Annotated in this window: 14 protein-coding genes and 1 pseudogene; 9 read left to right on the forward strand and 6 right to left on the reverse strand. The window is 70.8% G+C overall.

Annotated elements, in window-relative coordinates:
• Positions 1 to 85: 85 nt before the first annotated feature.
• The gene (locus ACFFR3_RS44220) at positions 86 to 2,554 is read right to left on the reverse strand and encodes a glycoside hydrolase family 3 N-terminal domain-containing protein (protein WP_379485090.1); all 2,469 of its coding nucleotides are present in this window, start codon (positions 2,552 to 2,554) and stop codon (positions 86 to 88) included.
• 235 nt (positions 2,555 to 2,789) lie between these two features.
• Here ACFFR3_RS44220 and ACFFR3_RS44225 point away from each other — a divergent pair, with 235 nt between their 5' ends.
• The 3 genes from ACFFR3_RS44225 to ACFFR3_RS44235 all read left to right on the forward strand — a co-directional run bounded on the left by ACFFR3_RS44225 (position 2,790) and on the right by ACFFR3_RS44235 (position 4,766).
• Complete coding sequence (locus ACFFR3_RS44225) at positions 2,790 to 2,951, forward strand: hypothetical protein (protein WP_345400064.1); 162 nt, start codon at positions 2,790 to 2,792, stop codon at positions 2,949 to 2,951.
• Positions 2,948 to 4,285 carry a glycosyltransferase gene (locus ACFFR3_RS44230; RefSeq protein ID WP_379485091.1) on the forward strand — a complete coding sequence of 446 codons (1,338 nt, stop codon included), beginning with the start codon at positions 2,948 to 2,950 and terminating at the stop codon, positions 4,283 to 4,285. Before ACFFR3_RS44225 ends, ACFFR3_RS44230 begins: the two co-directional genes overlap by 4 nt.
• A gap of 85 nt (positions 4,286 to 4,370) precedes the next feature.
• Positions 4,371 to 4,766 carry a peptidase inhibitor family I36 protein gene (locus ACFFR3_RS44235; RefSeq protein ID WP_355419055.1) on the forward strand — a complete coding sequence of 132 codons (396 nt, stop codon included), beginning with the start codon at positions 4,371 to 4,373 and terminating at the stop codon, positions 4,764 to 4,766.
• 67 nt (positions 4,767 to 4,833) lie between these two features.
• On the opposite strand, the gene ACFFR3_RS44240 is transcribed toward ACFFR3_RS44235, so the two are convergent.
• The 5 genes from ACFFR3_RS44240 to ACFFR3_RS44260 all read right to left on the reverse strand — a co-directional run bounded on the left by ACFFR3_RS44240 (position 4,834) and on the right by ACFFR3_RS44260 (position 11,758).
• Positions 4,834 to 6,540, reverse strand: coding sequence for an ABC transporter family substrate-binding protein (locus ACFFR3_RS44240; RefSeq protein WP_345400055.1), 1,707 nt, complete (start codon positions 6,538 to 6,540; stop codon positions 4,834 to 4,836).
• Complete coding sequence (locus ACFFR3_RS44245) at positions 6,537 to 8,603, reverse strand: ABC transporter ATP-binding protein (RefSeq protein ID WP_345400051.1); 2,067 nt, start codon at positions 8,601 to 8,603, stop codon at positions 6,537 to 6,539. The genes ACFFR3_RS44240 and ACFFR3_RS44245 overlap by 4 nt, the downstream gene beginning before the upstream one ends.
• Complete coding sequence (locus tag ACFFR3_RS44250) at positions 8,600 to 9,442, reverse strand: ABC transporter permease (protein ID WP_345400048.1); 843 nt, start codon at positions 9,440 to 9,442, stop codon at positions 8,600 to 8,602. The genes ACFFR3_RS44245 and ACFFR3_RS44250 overlap by 4 nt, the downstream gene beginning before the upstream one ends.
• Positions 9,443 to 9,445: 3 nt before the next feature.
• Positions 9,446 to 10,423: an ABC transporter permease gene (locus tag ACFFR3_RS44255; RefSeq protein WP_345400045.1), complete on the reverse strand. Its 978-nt coding sequence runs from the start codon at positions 10,421 to 10,423 to the stop codon at positions 9,446 to 9,448.
• 354 nt (positions 10,424 to 10,777) lie between these two features.
• Positions 10,778 to 11,758 carry a phosphotransferase family protein gene (locus tag ACFFR3_RS44260; RefSeq protein WP_364369379.1) on the reverse strand — a complete coding sequence of 327 codons (981 nt, stop codon included), beginning with the start codon at positions 11,756 to 11,758 and terminating at the stop codon, positions 10,778 to 10,780.
• Positions 11,759 to 12,041: 283 nt separating this feature from the next.
• Between ACFFR3_RS44260 and ACFFR3_RS44265 the strand changes: the two genes are divergently transcribed.
• The 6 genes and pseudogenes from ACFFR3_RS44265 (at position 12,042) to ACFFR3_RS44290 (ending at position 16,441) form a co-directional block, all read left to right on the forward strand.
• A complete protein-coding gene (locus ACFFR3_RS44265; RefSeq protein WP_345400036.1) occupies positions 12,042 to 12,758 on the forward strand; it encodes a FadR/GntR family transcriptional regulator in 717 nt (238 codons plus the stop codon).
• Positions 12,759 to 12,760: 2 nt separating this feature from the next.
• Positions 12,761 to 13,537 carry an enoyl-CoA hydratase/isomerase family protein gene (locus ACFFR3_RS44270; protein ID WP_364369376.1) on the forward strand — a complete coding sequence of 259 codons (777 nt, stop codon included), beginning with the start codon at positions 12,761 to 12,763 and terminating at the stop codon, positions 13,535 to 13,537.
• Position 13,538: 1 nt separating this feature from the next.
• Positions 13,539 to 14,729, forward strand: coding sequence for a CaiB/BaiF CoA transferase family protein (locus ACFFR3_RS44275; RefSeq protein ID WP_345400030.1), 1,191 nt, complete (start codon positions 13,539 to 13,541; stop codon positions 14,727 to 14,729).
• The gene (locus ACFFR3_RS44280) at positions 14,717 to 15,751 is read left to right on the forward strand and encodes a hypothetical protein (protein ID WP_345400027.1); all 1,035 of its coding nucleotides are present in this window, start codon (positions 14,717 to 14,719) and stop codon (positions 15,749 to 15,751) included. The genes ACFFR3_RS44275 and ACFFR3_RS44280 overlap by 13 nt, the downstream gene beginning before the upstream one ends.
• Positions 15,736 to 16,248: pseudogene (locus tag ACFFR3_RS44285) on the forward strand (SDR family NAD(P)-dependent oxidoreductase); the annotation flags it as partial. The gene ACFFR3_RS44280 and the pseudogene ACFFR3_RS44285, both read left to right, overlap by 16 nt.
• Positions 16,249 to 16,300: 52 nt before the next feature.
• Complete coding sequence (locus ACFFR3_RS44290) at positions 16,301 to 16,441, forward strand: SDR family oxidoreductase (protein ID WP_379485106.1); 141 nt, start codon at positions 16,301 to 16,303, stop codon at positions 16,439 to 16,441.
• The last annotated feature ends 12 nt before the right edge of the window (positions 16,442 to 16,453 follow it).

Genomic DNA, 16,453 nt, shown 5'->3' on the forward strand with positions numbered 1-16,453 from the left:
GAGACCTTGGCAGGAGGGGCGGCCCCGCCCACCGGGGCCGCCCCTCCCCCGCCGCTTCCCCCGTCAGGCGGGAGCGGCTTCGCGTTCAGTCGCAGGTGTAGCCGGAGGGGAGGGCGGCGTCGCCGTTGGGGCGGCTCGCCTGGAAGCCGAAGGACGTGCTCGCGCCCGCCCCCAGCGTCCCGTTGTGCGGCGCGTTGCGCGCCGTGACGGTCCCGCCGCTGACGCTCACGGAGGCGTTCCACGACCCGGTGATCGTGTGCCCGGCGGGCAGGGTGAAGGTGGCGGTCCAGGAGGTCCTGGCGGCGCTGCCGTTGGTGACGGTGGCCTGGATGACGTACCCGTTGCCCCACTGGCTCTGCGTGGACGGCGTGACCGAGCAACCGCCGCCCGTGTCGCCGCCGGACGTCGTCAGCGTCACCGTGCCCGAGCGGGGTGAGCGGTTGCCCGCGGCGTCCCTGGCGTAGACGGCGAAGGTGTAGGAGGTGTCCGGCGACAGGCCGGTGATGGTGGTGGAGGTGGTGCTCACGGAGACCGCCGGCGACTCGGCGGAGCCCTGTAAGCGGACCACGTCGTACCCCGTCACGCCGACGTCGTCGGTGGCGGCGGCCCAGGTGAGGGTGGCCGAGGTGGAGGTGACGCCGGAGGCGGCGGGCGTGCCGGGCGCGGTGGGCGGGCTGGTGTCGTCCTCCTCGCCGCCCGGCTCGTACGTCAGCCCGAACCCCTGCGGGAACAGCGGCGTCTTGCCGTCACCGGCGTTGATCGGCTGCTGGGACGCGCTGCTCATCCAGGTCATGGGCAGCTTCCCGGCCGGCTCGACGGCGCCGAACAGCACGTCCGCCACTCCCTGCCCCTCGGTGCCCGGCAGCCAGGCGGCGACCAGGGCGTCCCAGCCGGGCAGCTGCGCGGCGATGTCGAGCGGCCGGCCCGAGACGAGCACCACGACGAGCGGCACGCCGGAGGCCCGCAGGGTGGCGAGCGTGTTGAGGTCGGTGGAGTCGAGGCCGAGGCCGCCGGGCCGGTCGCCCTGCCCCTCGGCGTACGGGGTCTCGCCCACGACCGCGACGGCCACCCGGTAGGAGCCGTCGATGCCGCTGCCGTCCCTGCTGTAGGTGACGGTGGCGCCGGAGCCGACGGTGTCCCTGATGCCCTCGAGGATGGTGGTGCCGGGGGTGATGTCGCCGGACGAGCCCTGCCAGGAGATCGTCCAGCCGCCGCTCTGGTTGCCGATGTCGTCGGCGCTCTTGCCGGCCACGAAGATCTTGCCGCCGGTCCTGGCGAGGGGCAGCAGGTCGTTCGCGTTCTTCAGCACGACCTGCGACTTGGCGACCGCCTCGCGGGCCAGCGCCCGGTGCGCGGCGCTGCCCACGGTCGAGGTGTACGACCGGTCGGTGAGCGGCTCCTCGAACAGCCCGAGCTCGAACTTCTTGGTCAGGATCCGGCGTACGGCGTCGTCCACCCGGGCGGTGGTGACGCGTCCTGCCTGCACCTCGGCGCGCAGCAGCTCGATGAAGCGGCGCCACTCGGTGGGCACCATCGCCATGTCGACCCCGGCGTTCACAGCGGTGCGCACGTCCTGCGCCGAGGTGCCGGGGGCGCCGTCGATCTGGTCGATGCCGTTCCAGTCGGAGACCACGAAGCCGTCGAAGCCCAGCTCGCCCTTGAGCACGTCGGTGATGAGGTAGCGGTGGCCGTGCAGCTTGGTGCCGTTCCAGCTGCTGAAGGAGATCATCACGGAGCCGACGCCGCGCTCGACGGCGGCCTCGAACGGCGGCAGGTGCACCGCGCGCAGCTCGGACTCGGACACGCGCGCGTCGCCCTGGTCGGTGCCGCCTTGCGTGCCGCCGTCGGCGAGGTAGTGCTTGGCGGTGGCGAGCACGGACGCGGGGCCGTTCAGCGTGTCGCCCTGGAGGCCGGTGATGATCGAGGCCATCTGCGAGGGCAGGTCGGGGGTCTCGCCGTACGACTCGTACGTGCGGCCCCACCGGTCGTCGCGGGCCACGCACAGGCAGGGGGCGAAGTTCCAGTCGATGCCGGTGCCGGCCACCTCCTCGGCGGTGGCGCGGCCGATGCGCTGGACGAGGCCGGGGTCGCGGGTGGCGCCGAGCCCGATGTTGTGCGGGAAGATCGTGGCGCCGACGACGTTGTTGTGGCCGTGCACGGCGTCCACGCCGTAGACGAGGGGGATGCCGAGCGGGGTGGCCAGGGCCGCGTTCTGGAACCTGTCGTACATGTCGGCCCAGCCGGTGGCCGTGTTCGGCGACGGGGCCGAGCCGCCGCCCGACAGCACCGAGCCGAGCCGGTACGTGGTGACGTCGGACGTGCTGACCGAGCCGCGCTCGGCCTGCGTCATCTGGCCCAGCTTCTCGTCCAGCGACATCCTGCCCATGAGGTCGTCGACCCGGGTGGCGACAGGAAGGCTCGGATCCTGGTACGGCAGGGCGGCCGCGCCCATCACAGCGGCCGTCGCCGGGGAGGGCGCCGTCAGGGTCGTGGCGAGGAGGGCGGCCACCACAGCACCGACCACCGGCCTCTTTCTGCTCGGGTTGCTGCTCATCGCACGCTGCTCCGGCTGGCTAGAAGGGATATGGGAGCGCTCCCAACAGCACTGTAGGTCACGATCCCCGAGTTTCCCCGCCGCGTTCGACGCACCACTCCGGCGACGGCGGGCACCAGCGGAAACAAGCCGTACGCCGGTGAAACTTTCAGCTCCTCTTGACCGGTGGCGAGGCCGGCGGGGCCCCGGTTCAGGCGACACTGTCCGCCGTCACTTCCACCTCAGGAGGCCCTCGATGGCGTACGGATCCCTGGCCGGCTACGGCGGCGGCGTCGCGGTGGCCGCGCTGGCCGGCGGTCACCCCTGGCTGGTCGCGCTCTGCGCGTCGATCGCGCTGGGCGCCGCCTTCCTGGTACGCGCCCGCTTCCGCCGCGACCGCACTCCCCTGTGCCCATGACGGACCCGTCCGCCGAGTACGCCGGCCACCCCAGGCTCCTCGCGCTCCTCGTCACCGGCGTCACCGGCGTCACCGTCTGGAGCGTGGCCAGGCTGGCGGCGGCCCTGCCCGGGAACGACGCGGGCCCGGCCACCTGGCTGCTCGCCGCGATGCTCCTGTGGTGGCTGCCGCTGTCGTGGTGCGAGCGCCGGATCACCGCGCCGCCGGGCGAGCGGGCCGGGCTGGACGCGCTGCGGGTGACCGTCCAGGTGCCGGTCTACAACGAGGACCCTGAGGCGCTGCGCGCCTGCCTGCGCTCGGTCCTGGCGCAGAGCCGGCCGGTCACGCGGGTGCGGGTGGTGGACGACGGCTCGCACGTCCCGTACGACGACGTCCGCCACGCGTTCGAGTCGGCGGCGGCGGCCCGCGGCGTCGAGACGACCTGGGACCGCACCCCGAACCGGGGCAAGCGCCACGCCCAGATGCACGCGCTGGCCGAGGACGACGGCGACGTGTTCGTCACCCTCGACAGCGACTCGGTGCTCGACCGGCATGCCGTCAGGGAGGGCCTGGCCCCGTTCGCGGACCCGCGCGTGCAGTCGGTGGCCGGTCAGGTGCTGGTGCTGAACCGGACGGCGGGCCCGATCGGCCGGCTGACGGGCCTGCTCTACCTGCCGTTCACGCTCGGCCTGCGCAGCGCGGGCTCGGTGCTGCGCAAGGTGACGCTGAACTCGGGCGCGCTGGCCTTCTACCGGGCGGGCGTGGTGCGCCGGTGCGCGGGCGCGTACGAGAACGAGCGCTTCCGCGGCCGGCCGATGCAGATGAACGACGACTCGCTGCTCACCTTCCACGCCCTGCTGGCGGGGCGGACCGTGCACCAGCCGTCGGCGATGGTGTTCACGCTGGCCCCGGCCCGGTTCGGTCATTACGCCAGGCAGCAGGTGCGGTGGATGCGCGGCACGGCCGTACGGCATCTGTGGTGGCTGCGGTACCTGCCGCTGACGAGCGTCATCTTCTGGACCACGGTGGCGCAGCACCTGCACCTGCTGCTCATGGCGGCGCTCCCGGTCGCGCTGCTGACCGACCGCCAAGTCGATTGGGGCGCTGTGGCGGCGGCCGGAGCACAGGCGGGGCTGGCCATGAACTACGTGATGGCGCTGCGGCTGTTCACGGTGCGGCGCGGCGACGAGAGCGCGGGGGCGCGGCTGCTGGCGTTCGCGCTCGCCCCGCTCGCCGCGCTGTGGCGGCTGGTGGTGCTGCGCCCGCTGCTGGCGTACGCGGTGCTGACGTGTCACCGGGTCGGCCGCTGGGGCACCAGGGGCGGCGTGGAGGTCGGGCTGACGGCCGGAAAATGATCCCTTTCCTGACAAGATCGCGGCGTGTATGTTCGATCTGAAAGAAAGTTTCACCCCTGGAGGAAGTGTGGGCAAGAAGCTTCAGATGCTGGCATTACCGCTCGCCGCCGCCGTCGTGGCGGCGCTCGGAACGCCGGCTCAGGCCGCCGAGGGCTACGACCGGTGCCAGGAGGGCTACTACTGCATGTTCTCCGGCCTCGACGGCACCGGGGACGTCATCCAGATCAACGCCGACACCCCCGACCTGGCCGCGCTGGGCATGGCCGACCGCGCCAAGTCCGACTGGAACCGTACGGACAGCCTGATCTACCTCTTCTCCGAGGCGAACTACGACGGCTGCGCCGCCGTCACCTTCGCCCGGGACAAGGGCAACTTCTTCTCCACCTACCGCGACTTCTTCGACTCCGTGCGCTTCGACGGGCCCGGCGGCCCGTCCTGCGGCATCACGGTCAAGAGCGGCGCGGCCGACTCCCACGGCTGACGGCCCCCGGCACGGGAAGACCCCCGGCCGGAGCAGCTCCGGCCGGGGGTCGCCCGGTGAGAGAGGGTCAGCCGGTGAAACCGACGATCGACCAGTCGTAGGTCTTGTAGCCTTCGGCGCCCAGGTTGGCGAGCGTCTTCTTGGCGGCCTGGATGTCGGGGCGCTGGTACAGCGGGATCGTGTGCACCATGTCCCAGATCATCTTGTCGGCCGCGTTGGCCTTCTCGATGGCCTTGGCCGGGTCCATCTCGCCCACGGCGTCCTCGATGGCGGCGTCCAGCTCGGGGTTCTCGGACTTCGGGAAGTTGCTCTCGGAGCCGGTCTTGTAGATCTGCGGCAGCGAGCCGATCGGCAGCGGCGTGCCGATCCAGGAGAACGGCACCAGGTCGAAGTCGCCCTTGATGATGTAGTCGGTGAAGAACTTGTCATCGGGGACCGCGCGGATCGACAGCTTGATGCCGGCCTCGGCCAGCATCGCCTGGGTCAGCTCACCCTCGGTCTTGGCGTACGGCACGCCCGCGGGCACCACGAAGGACAGCTCGAACTCCTTGCCGTCCTTCTTGCGGGTCGCGCCCTCGCTCTCCTGCTTCCAGCCGGCCGCGTCGAGCAGCTGCTTGGCCTTCTCGACGTTGTACTTGCCGAGGTCGCCGGAGTTGTCGACGTAACCCTTGTGGTTGTTCATGAAGACGTGGTTGCCGAGCGTCTGCAGCGGCCAGTCCATGTCCTTCAGGTCGGACTGCGTGATCACGTCACGGTTGATCGCGTAGGCCACGGCCTGGCGGACCGACTTGTCCTTCAGGAACTCGCTCTGGTTGTTGACGGTGATGTGCCGCCAGTTGGGGCTGAGCGCCTTGCGGATGTCCACGTTCGGGACTTCCTTGGCCCGCTTGAGGTCGGCGGGGCTGCCCGGCGGGATCTCCACCATGTCGAGTTCGCCGTTGGCGAAGGCGTTGACCTGCGCGGCGGGCGTCTCGATGGTACGGAAGATGACCTTGTCGAGCTTGGCCTTCTTGCCCCACCACTTGTCGTCACGCACGACGGTCAGCGTCTTGGTGCCCTCGTCGATGCTCTCGATCTTGAAGGGGCCCGCGGTGACCGGAACCTTCTGCAGGTAGTCCTTGTCGAACACGTCGGGCGAGTCGATGTGCTTGGCCGGCATGAGGGGCGAGAACAGGCCCTGCCACTCCGGGTACGTCTTGGAGAAGGTGACGACCACGACCCGGTCCGAGTCGCCCTTGGCGACCGACTCGATCCGGTCGTAACCGTCGGTGGAGGCCGGCTTGTACTTCTTGTTCTCGCCGTTGTTGGCCTTCCAGGCCGCCTCGAAGTCCTTCCACGTGATCGGCTCGCCGTCCGACCAGGTGGCCTTCTCGTTGATGGTGTAGGTGATGACCTGCTTGCCGGACGCCGTGTCCACCTTCACGTCGGTGAGGTAGTCGGGGTTCGGCGTGAAGTTGGCCTCCTCGTCCGCCACCATCACGCTCGGCAGGAAGGTGTCACGCATCTCCGTCGTGTCGGCCTGGTTGCCGTCCACGTGGTAGGGGTTCCACTGGCTCGGCCACTGGCCGACGGGCAGGGTGAGCGTGCCGCCGTCCTTCACCTGCTCGTAGGGAACGGGGTTGATGCTGATGGCCGGGGTCTCCGACATCTGCTGCTGAGCCTGCTGCGACTGCTCGGCGCTCGGCTGCTTGGTCTCGGAGCCGCCGCCACCACAAGCCGCCACGGCCATGGCCAGGACCGCCAGCCCAGCGGCCGCACGGTAATGAACCTTCACTCTTCCTCCTGATTGTCCGAGGCCGTGATGACCTCGACTTCCTCCGCGTAGTGGCAGGCGGCGCCGTGATCGGCGCTCGTCAGCCGGGCAACCGAGGGCTCTTCGTCCACACACCGCTGCCGCTCGCCCTCGCTGAGCCGGGCGAACTTGGGGCAACGGGTGCGGAACCTGCATCCGGACGGGGGGTCCGCCGGGCTGGGCAGGTCGCCTTCGAGCAGGATCCGCTTGCGGGTGCGTTCCATCTCGGGGTCGGGCAGCGGGATCGCCGACAGCAGGGCCTGCGTGTAGGGGTGCGCGGGCCGGTCGTAGACGTTCTCCACCGCGCCGATCTCGGCGATCCTGCCGAGGTACATGACGGCCACCCGATCCGCCAGGTGCCGTACCACGGCGAGGTCGTGCGCCACGAACAGGTAGGACAGGCCCAGCCTGTTCTTCAGCTCCTCCAGCAGGTTGATCACGCCTGCCTGGATCGACACGTCCAGGGCCGAGACGGGCTCGTCCAGGACGAGCATCCTGGGCTCCAGGGCCAGCGCGCGGGCGATGCCGATGCGCTGCCGCTGGCCGCCGGAGAACTGCTGCGGGTAACGCTCGGCGTGCTCCGGCGCGAGACCGACGAGCTGCAGCAGCTCGGCGACCTTGGCGGCGACGTCCTTCTTGCCGTGCGCGCGCAGCGGCTCGGCGATGATGTCGCCGATCGGCATGCGCGGGTCGAGCGCCGCCATGGGGTCCTGGAAGACGATCTGCAGGTCCCGCCGCAGCTCGCGGCGGGCCGCCTTGTCCAGCTTGCCGCTGTCCTTGCCGAGCACGACGACGCGGCCGTCCTGCGGCGGCTCCAGCTGCATGATCTGCTGCAGCGTGGTGGTCTTGCCGCAGCCGGACTCGCCGACCAGGGCCAGCGTCTCTCCTTCGGCGATGTCGAAGCTGATGCCGTCCACCGCGTACACGGTGCCGACGCGGCGCTTGAAGATGGCGCCCTTCATCAGCGGGTAGTGCCGCTTCATGCCGTCGAGCTCCAGCACGGTCGCGCGCTCGGCGCGCGGCACTCGGACGACGTCGCTCGGCGGGATGACGGGCACGGGGAACACGTCCGCCCCGGTCAGGCCCTTGTGCTCGATCTCGTGCGCGCGGATGCAGGCCACGTGGCGTCCCCCGCCGAACGGGGTCAGCGGCGGCTCCTCCTCGTCGCACATGTCGACCTTCATCGGGCAGCGCGGCGCGAACGGGCAGCCGGGCGGCAGCGAGGCGGGCGACGGCGGGTTGCCGTCGATCGGCACCAGCGGCCCCTCCTCGCCGTCGACCCTGGGGATCGAGGCGAGCAGGCCCATCGTGTACGGCATGCGCGGCCGGTAGTAGATGTCGTCCACCGGCCCCTGCTCGACCGGGCGGCCCGCGTACATGACGAGCACCCGGTCGGCCATGCCGGCGATGACGCCGAGGTCGTGGGTGATCATCACGATGCCGGCGCCGGTCTCCTGCTGCGCGGTCTTGAGCACCTCCAGGACCTGCGCCTGGATGGTGACGTCGAGCGCGGTGGTCGGCTCGTCGCAGATCAGCAGGTCGGGGTCGTTGGCGATGGCCATGGCGATCATCGCGCGCTGGCGCATGCCGCCGGAGAACTCGTGCGGGAACGCCTTGGCCCGCAGCCGCGGGTTGGGGATGCCCACCAGGTCGAGCAGGTCCACGGCGCGCTTGGCCGCCTTGTCCTTGCCCACCTTCTGGTGCACGCGGACGGCCTCGGCGATCTGGTCGCCGATGGTGTAGACGGGCGTGAAGGCCGACAGCGGATCCTGGAAGATCATGCTGATCGCCTTGCCGCGTACCTTGATCAGCTCGTCTTCCTGCATGCCGAGCAGCTCTTGGCCATGCAGCTTGACCGAGCCGTCCACCACCGCGTTCTTGGGCAGCAGGCCCATCACGGCCAGCGACGTCACGGACTTGCCCGAGCCGGACTCGCCCACGATGCCGAGCACTTCGCCGCGCTCGACCTCGTAGCTGACTCCGCGCACGGCCTCGATGCCGCCTGGGAAGGTGACGGTGAGGTCCTTGACCTCCAAGATGCTCACGAGTTGCTCCCCGGGTCGAGTGCGTCACGCAGCCCGTCGCCGATCATGTTCACGCTGAGCACCAGCGCGACCAGCAGGCCGGCGGGGAAGGCGAACAGCCACGGGTAGCCGGTGGCGTTGCGCGAGCCCTCCGCGATCAACGTGCCGAGCGAGACGTCGGGCGGCTGGATGCCGAAGCCGAAGAAGGACAGCGCCGCCTCGCCGATGATCGCGCCACTGACGTTCAGCGTCGCGTCGATGATCAGCAGCGACGACAGGTTGGGCACGATGTGCCGCATGATGATCTTCCAGCGCGGGATGCCCATGTAGACGGCGGCCAGGACGTACTCGCGCTCGCGCAGCGAGAGCGTCATGCTCCGCACCACCCGTGAGGTGATCATCCAGGAGAACGCGGCCAGCAGCACCACGAACCACAGCCAGGACGCGCCGTCCTTCAGCTGCGGCGAGACGATCGCGATGATGAGGAAGCTGGGCAGGACGAGGAGCAGGTCCACGCCCCACATGAGGGCCTTGTCCACCCAGCCGCCGAAGTAGCCGGCGAACGCGCCCACCAGCGCGGCCAGGCCGGTGGAGATCAGCGCCACCAGCAGGCCGATGACGATCGACTTCTGCATGCCGCGCAGCGTGACCGCGTACATGTCCTGGCCGATCGAGGTGGTGCCCCACCAGTGGTCGGCGCCCGGCGGCGACAGGAAGGCGAGGAAGTCCTTGTCGGTCCAGTCGTACGGGCCGATGAAGGGGCCGACGTAGGCCAGCGCCACCAGCAGGATCAGCGCGATGACCCCGTAACGGGCCTGCTTGTTGCGCAGCAGGCGCCTCAGGACGACTTTCGATCGCATCTTCTAGCTCACCCGCACCCGTGGATCGAGGGCCGCCACCAGCAGGTCCGACAGGAACGACGCCGCGAGCACGCACACCGCGGCGAAGAAGGTCACCGCGGCCACCGAGTTCACGTCGTTCTGGTTGATCGAGTCGACCAGCCAGGCGCCCATGCCGTGCCAGGCGAAGATCTTCTCCGTGAACGTGGCGCCGGTGAACATCGTCCCGAACGCGAACGCGAAGTACGTCGCCGACGGGATCAGCGCCGTGCGCAGCGCGTGCTTGATGAGCGCCGTCCTGCGCCGCAGGCCCTTGGCCATCGCGGTGCGGACGAAGTCCTGGTTCAGCACGTCGAGCATCATGTTGCGCTGGATCCGGCTGTAGAACGCGATGGAGCCGAGGCTGAGGGAGATCGTCGGGAGGATGAGGTGGTTCAGCCGGTTGAGGAACTGGTCCCAGCCGGAGAGCCGGGGGTCGTACTCGCCGGTGTACTCGATGAGCGTGAACCCGAGCCCTCTGTTCAGGTTGTACGTCGCGATCGCCAGCAACGTGGCCAGCACGAACACCGGGATCGCCATGATGACGAAGGAACTGACCCCTATTAACCGATCACTGAGCTTGTACTGCTTGACCGCGGAGATCGCACCCAGCGCCACACCCACCGCGAACCCCAGCAGGGTGCCGATGAGCAGGAGCCGGAGGCTGACCATGACCCGGCGGCCCATCTCGGCGTTGACCGAGCCGCCGTTCCAGGTCTTGCCGAAGTCTCCGGTGATGACGCCCGAGGCCCAGGTCGCGTAGCGCTCGAGCACGGGCGTCTTGTCGTTCAGGTTGTAGGCATCAAGTGTGGCGTCGATGGTCGCCTCGGGAACCGGGGGCTGCCGCCCCTCGTACGCCGCTCGCGGGTTCATGGTGGTGGCCGCGAGCATGTACGCCAAGCTTGCCGCGATAGCGACCAAGATCACATTTATCGCCAACCTGCGGAGCAGGTACTTGCCCATCACTCTCCGTTCGCGTTGATCGAGGGCGCGCACCCCTCGCGGAGCGACGCCTCCTCAACGGAAATCCCATCTCACATCGCGAAATTCACGTGACGCCAAGATGACTGATCACCGCGCAATATATAAGCAAAGCGATAACAGTCAGAATGGTGAAATATAACGGTCAGGTCACTCGCAATAGATCGCCCCGGCCCGCTCCGAGACCCGAAAAACAGGGGGTCACCTGCGGAAATGCGGCTGATCAGATGGTCGTTCCAGCGCCTCTCGCAGGGGCTTGTGTCACAGAATCCGGACATCAATTGACGGCCCCGATCGATGATCAACATCATATTCGGAGAGGCGGCGCTGTGAGCCTCAATCGATCTCCGCGAGCACGGCGGCCACGTCGTCGTAGGACTGCGCGACGCCGTCGGACTCCCCGTGACGGTGACGCTCCAGCCGGACGGCGCCGAGATGGCGGATCTCGTAGATCAGCGAGCGCCAGGCCGCGGCGGGGGTGCGCTCCTGCTTCCCGTACGTCTCCCAGAACGCCAGCCGCTCGTCCTGCTTCGCGTTCGCCATCCTGATCGTCCAGTCGGCGGCCGGGTCGCCCCACCACGTACGGTCGAAGTCGAGCACCCCCGTCAGCGTGGGCTCGGGCGCCTTTTCGGCGATCATGGTGTTGACCGTCCACAGGTCGCCGGTGAGCAGGCGCGGCTCGGTGATCTCGTCGAGCACGTCACGCCGCTCCTCCGCCAGCGCGGCGGCCTTACGCAGGTCGGCGGCGTGCAGGCCGGCGTCTTCCGCGTCCGCCGCCAGCTCGCGCAGGGCGCCTGCCACGGCCTCGCTCCACGTCCGGTACGCGGGCGCCGCCACCGGGCCGAATGCCGGGCCGCGCACGTCGTGGACCTTTCTGGTGACCTCCCCCATCTTCCTGAAGAAGCTCGTCCAGGTGGGGCGGGGGTAGCCGGGCAGGCCGTCGGGGGCCGGCACGCCGTCCAGGAGCGTCTGCACGAGGTAGTCGCGGCCGATCAGCTCGTGCGACCAGTCAGCGGCGATGATCCTGGGCATCAGCGGGGCGATCGGGGCGAGGTAGGGGGCGGTCGCGTACTCGTTGCGCATCAGCTCCCGCTCGGAGCGGGCCTGACGGGCGGGCTCCGGCGCGAACCGCATCACCACCGGCCGGTCCCGCCCCTCGATCGTCACCTTGTACGTGGTGTTGTACATGCCGAGCCCCAGCTCGACCGCCTCCACGACGTCGCGGCCGAACACCCGGCGGCTGATCTCCTGGAGGTGGGCGGGGGTCACGGGCTGCTGGAACGCCTGGGCGGGGCGCTCGATCGGCTGGAAGTGCATGCCGACCATCATCCCGCCCCGCGACCACCGCCCAGGGCCGGAACGGAACCCGCGGCCGCCCGCAGAAAGAAGTCATCCGCCCCCAACGCCGCCACCACCTGCCCCGAGGTGTCACCCCCGGCCAACGCCTCACGTCGAGCTACCAGACTCGCGGCGAGCCACCAGCCTCACGGCAAGCTACTACCGGACCGCGGCTCTGTAGAAGACTTCATCAGATGAAACTCGAACTTCATCTGATGAAGGGTCTAGGAATTCGGCCGGACTCGGGATAGCGTGCGGGTCCGTGGCTACTGATCCCCGCAGTGACGCGGCCCGGCACGTCCAGGTCGTACGCGCGCTCGGCGCCCGCATCGTCAACGGCGACCTCGCGCCGGGCACCTCCATCCCCATCGAGGAGGAGCTGGTCGGCGAGCTGGGCGTGGGCCGCTCGGCGGTGCGCGAGGGCGTGAAGGTGCTGGCCGGCAAGGGCCTGCTGGAGACCAGGAGGAGCGCGGGCACGATCGTGCGGCCCCGCGAGTCGTGGAGCCTGCTCGACGCCGACGTGCTGAGCTGGCGCTTCGAGCCCGAGCCGCGCCCGGAGGACATCCGGGTGCTGGCCGACCTGCGGGTCGCGCTGGAGCCCGGCGCCGCGAGGGTGGCGGCCGAGCGGGCCGACGCGGCGGCGCTGCGCCGCATCGACGAAGCCCTGGCCGCGCTGTACGCCACGGCCGACGACCCCGAGCCGTTCATCGAGGCCGACCTGGCCTTCCACCAGGCGGTGTTCGCCGCCGCCGACAACGACCTGCTGCTCTACCTCTACGACATGATCAGCATCGCCCTGCGGTCCGTGCGCCAGGTGCACACCCGCTCGGTGGCGCACAACAAGGAAACGCTGCCGAACCACGAGCGCGTGGCCCAGGCCATCAGGCGCCGCCACCACCGCAAGGCCGAGGAGGCCATGCGCACGGTGGTCGAGGTGGCCCGCGCCGACGCCGAACAGCACGTACGTCTCTGCTGCTAGAAATGAGCCTCCCCTTGGACGTCCTCCTCGACGTCGACGGCCCGGTGGCCGTCGTCACCCTCAACAGACCCGCCAAGCTCAACGCCATCACCCCCGACATGGCCGCCGCGCTGCGCGCCTGCCTGACCAGGGTGGACGCCGACCCGCAGATCAGGGTGGCCGTCCTGACGGGGGCGGGCGAGCGCTCGTTCTGCGTCGGCAGCGACATCCGCGAGCTGGACGAGTACACGACGCCGTGGGAGTTCCGCAACCGCGGCGACTACGGCGACGCCGTCCGCGCGCTGCGCAAGCCGATCATCGCGGCGATCAACGGTTACGCCTACGGCGGCGGCCTGGAGCTGGCGCTGGCCTGCGACATCCGGCTGGCGTCCGAGACGGCGACGTTCGCCGCGCCGGAGATCAAGCTGGGCTGGATCGGCGGCAGCGGCCAGTCGGCGCTGCTGGCGCACGCGGTGGGCCCGAGCAACGCGGCCACGATGCTGCTGACCGGCGACCCGATCGACGCCGCCCGCGCGCTGTCGTGGGGCCTGGTCACCGAGGTGCGCCCGCAGGACAAGCTGATGGCGGCGGCCGAGGAGCTGGCCGCCACCATCGGCAGGCGTCCGCCGATCGCCGCGCAGACCGCCAAGGCCAACCTGGGCGCCGCCTACTCGATGCCGCTCGACCAGGCCATCAGGTACGAGCGCGACCTGCAGACCGTCTGCTTCGCCACGGCCGACGCCGCCGAGGGCAGGGCCGCGTTCGCCGCCCGCCGCGAGCCCGTCTTCGAGGGACGCTGACATGGGCGTGCTCGACGGCTACCGGGTGATCGACCTGTCCATCGCGATGGCGGGGCCGCTGGCCGCGATGCGGCTCGGCGACCTCGGCGCCGACGTGGTCAAGGTGGAGCCGGTCACGGGCGAGTGGCAGCGTCACGCCCCGGCGGGCGGCGCGACCGGCACCAAGGTCAACGCCTCGTTCCTGTCGCTCAACCGCAACAAGCGCAGCCTCGCGGTGAACCTCAAGTCCGAGGCGGGCCGCGAGATCGTGCACCGGCTGGCCGCGACGGCCGACGTGTTCCTGCAGAACTACCGGCCGGGCGTGGCCGAGCGGCTCGGCATGGACCACGGCACGATCAGCGGGCTCAACCCGTCCATCGTGTACGTCTCCATGTCCGGCTACGGCGAGACCGGGCCCTATGCCGCCCGGCCGGGCCAGGACCTGCTGCTGCAGGCCATGAGCGGGGCCATGCTGAGCACAGGCAGGCAGGGCGACCCGCCGGCGCCCGCGGGCTCGTACGCGATCGACGCCATCACCGCCTACAGCGCCTTCGAGGGCGCGCTGGCCGCACTGCTGCACCGCGAGCGGACCGGCGAGGGCCAGCGGGTGAGCGTGAACATGCTGGACGCGGCGGTCGCCGTGCAGATGCAGGAGCTGTCGATCTTCACGGTCGGCAAGGTGCCGCAGCGGCGCGGCCGCGAGCCGCACGGCCACACCTACATCAGGGCCCCGTACGGCGTCTTCGCCACGAAGGACGGCTACGTCGCGCTCGCCATGCCCCGGCTGGACGGCCTGGCCGTGGCGCTCGGCCTGCCGGAGCTGGCCGCGATGGACGGCGACGCCGACGGCCACACCAGGCGCGACGAGATCACCGCGCTGGTCGCGTCCCGGCTGCCTGAGCGCACGACGGCAGAGTGGCTGGAGATCTTCGCCCGCCACGACCTGTGGGCCGGCCCTGTCTACGGCTACGCCGACCTGGTCGCCGACCCGCAGGTCGAGCGCAACGGCTCGTTCGTCACCTACGAGCACCGCACCGAGGGCACGGTCACCACGCCCGGCTTCCCCTACGGCCTCAGCGCCGCCCCGCCGGAGGTGCGCAGGGGCGCGCCGCTGGTGGGCGAGCACACCAGGGAGCTGCTCGCGGAGCTCGGCTACCCGGCCGAGCGCACCGCCGAGCTGGTGGCGGAGGGCGTGCTGGCATGCGAGGACTGACCTGGGACCATCCGCGCGGGTACGCGCCGCTGGAGCGGCTGACCCGGCTCGACCAGGCGGGCGAGCACCCGTACGGGCGGGTGCCCGAGCCGATCAGGTGGGACAGGCAGCCCCTGGAGGGGTTCGAGTCCGAGCCGATCGCGACGCTGGCCGAGACGTACGACGTGCTGGTGATCGACCATCCAGGGCTGGGTGCGGCGGTGGACGCGCTGGTGCCGATGGAGGAGCTGTTCGCCCCTGAGGAGCTGGCCGGGCTGCGGTTCGCGGGCCGGTCATGGGAGAGCTACCGGCTGGACGGCCGCCAGTGGGCGCTGCCGCTGGACGCCGCGGCCCAGGTGGCCGCCGCCCGGCAGGGCCTGCGGGTGCCGGGCACCTGGCCGGAGGTGGCCGCGCGGGCGCGGGGCGCACGGTTGGCGCTGTGTCTCGGCGGGCCGCACGCGTTCCTCATGTTCTGCGCGCTGACCTGCGGCGACTTCCTGGACGAGGCGGCCGGCGAGCGGGCGCTGGAGCTGATGGCCGAGCTGCTGGCGCACGCGGACCGCGAGGTGTCGCTACTCGACCCGATCGGCGTGCTGGACGCGATCGCGGCGGGCCGGATCGACTGGTGTCCCCTGCTGTACGGCTACGTCACGTACCCGCTGGCCTTCTCCGACGCGCCCGCCTGGCCCGGCGGTCCGCCCGGCAGCGTGCTGGGCGGCACCGGCCTCGCGGTCTCGCGCCGCGCCGCCGGCAAGCGCGAGTCAGTGCGGACGCACCTGCTGCGGCTGACGTCGGAGCCGGTGCAGGCCGGACTGTTCCCGGCCACCGGCGGGCAGCCGGCCGCGCACTCCGTCTGGGAGAACGGCGACGGCTTCTACCGCGACACCCGCGCGACCTTGGAGGCCGCCTGGATCAGGCCGCGCTTCCCCGGCTACATCGAGCGGCAGCGGCGCTCGTCCGCGATCGTCCGCGACGGGCTGCTGGCCGGGACCCCGCCCAGGAGCCTGCTGAAGGAGCTGCACGAGGAATGGAGGACGACTTGACCACGGCGCTCGTCACGGGAGCCGCCGGCGCGCTCGGCGGCGCGATCGTGCGCCGCCTGACCGCCGACGGCCACCGGGTGGCGGCACTCGACGTCGACGCGGGCGGCCTGGCCGGCGCGCTCACCCTGAAGACCGACCTGCGCGACCCGGCCGCGATCGAGGCGGCGTTCGCCGAGACGGCCGAGCGGCTCGGCCCGGTCGGCATTCTCGTCAACAACGCCGCCGTCTACCCGGCCAGGCCGTTCCTCGAGGTGCCGCCCGCCGAGTACGACGAGGTGGTGGCGGTCAACCAGCGCGCCTACTGGCTGTGCGCGCAGCACGCCGCCCGGCACATGCTCGATCTCGGCGGCGGCGCGATCGTCAACGTCGCCTCGATCACCATGCACGGCGGCTGGTCCGACCTGGCCGCGTACGTCTCGACCAAGGGCGCGGCGGCGGCGCTCACCCGGGCGCTGGCCCGCGAGCTGGGCCCGCGCGAGATCAGGGTCAACTGCGTCTCGCCCGGCGGCGGCCGAGGAGATCCACGAGGACCTGGAGGCGTACAACCGCATGGTGCTGGAGCGGCAGGCGCTGCAGCGGCGCGGCACGCCGGACGAGCTGGCCGCCGTGGTGTCGTTCCTGACCGGCCCCGACGCCTCCTTCGTCACGGGCCAGACCATCGAAGTCAACGGAGGGTGGGTGATGGCATGATGCCGAACCGCG

This window comes from Nonomuraea salmonea, assembly GCF_042428605.1.
In the GTDB taxonomy this organism is placed as follows: domain Bacteria; phylum Actinomycetota; class Actinomycetes; order Streptosporangiales; family Streptosporangiaceae; genus Nonomuraea; species Nonomuraea salmonea.